Annotated in this window: 3 protein-coding genes; 1 reads left to right on the top strand and 2 read right to left on the bottom strand. The window is 58.7% G+C overall.

The annotated features are described in order from the left end of the window. Positions 1-532 (bottom strand): tyrosine-type recombinase/integrase (locus A3722_RS14235; protein ID WP_150120495.1); only part of this gene is annotated, 532 nt, incomplete at its 3' end. Further along, entirely contained in the window at positions 529-801 is a 273-nt protein-coding gene (locus A3722_RS14240) for a hypothetical protein (RefSeq protein WP_067629784.1), read from the bottom strand. The genes A3722_RS14235 and A3722_RS14240, both read right to left, overlap by 4 nt. Before the next feature lie 114 nt (positions 802-915). Here A3722_RS14240 and A3722_RS23430 point away from each other — a divergent pair. Next, a partial coding sequence (locus tag A3722_RS23430; RefSeq protein ID WP_150120496.1) for a helix-turn-helix domain-containing protein occupies positions 916-1,056 on the top strand: 141 nt, incomplete at its 3' end.

Consider the following 1,056-nt stretch of genomic DNA (forward strand, 5'->3'; position numbering starts at 1 on the left):
GAGCATCGAACCTGATCGCCTGGGGGCGAAGATCAAGCGCTTCCTGGATGCGCGCGCCGGTATTGTAGAGCAGCGACAGCAAGACATGGTCCCTCTGGCCGATCAACGTGGAGCGGTCGGGTTGAGCCAGGATCGCCTGCACCTCTTCGGGTTCGAGGTAGTCTGGCGCGCGGATCGGTGCTTTTTTCGTCGGCACGTCCAGAACCTCCGCGCATTGCGCCATGAACTCCGGTTCGCGCGTTGCCACAAAGCCGAAGAAGCTGCGCAGGGCGGCGAGGCGGCAGTTCCGGGTGCCGATTGTGTCACCGCGTTCGACCTCAAGATGTTGCAGGAAGGCGATGACCTTCGCCGCGGTCAATTCGCTCAGCGCTAGGCGAACAACAGGCTTGCCACGCCGGACCGCGACAAATCGCAGAAAGAGCCTCCAGGTGTCCCGATACGACTTGATGGTATGCACAGAGGCGTTGCGTTGCTGGACCATCCAGTCAGTGAAGAACATGCGCAGCAATTGGGGGAGCGGATCAGATTTCATGATGCCACCTCCGCCGGATCAGCATTGCCAGGCGAGGTGAAGGCCCGGAACCGCTCACTCGCTTCATGCAGCAGCTCCTGGGTCACCGTGATGTAGACCAGCGTGGAGTTGATATCGCGGTGGCCGAGATATGTTGCAAGATACGGCAGCTTTTCCTGCGGGTTCACACCTTGCCGGTACCACTCGAGGATCCGGTGCACGACAAAGGTATGTCGCAGGTCATGGATGCGCGGCCCGGTCCTGCCCGTGGCCGGTTTGAGACCAGCCATGTGTTGATTGTCACTGAGAACTGACCCGGTAGCCCCATAAATTGTCACTGAGAATTGACCCATGTGAACACACTTCCCCGACGGTTTTGGTTGGGGGGATTTGGAGTGATCGACATGGGATTTTTGAGTGTCATTCGACGCTGGGCATTGCGTGACAAGATGCCAATCAGGGAGATTGCCCGGCGGACGGGTTTGTCTCGGAACACGATAAAGAAGTATCTGCGTGAAGGTGCGGTGGAACCGCAGTTCAAGACG

The sequence above is a fragment of the Sulfitobacter sp. HI0027 genome, assembly GCF_001634775.1.
GTDB lineage: Bacteria > Pseudomonadota > Alphaproteobacteria > Rhodobacterales > Rhodobacteraceae > Sulfitobacter.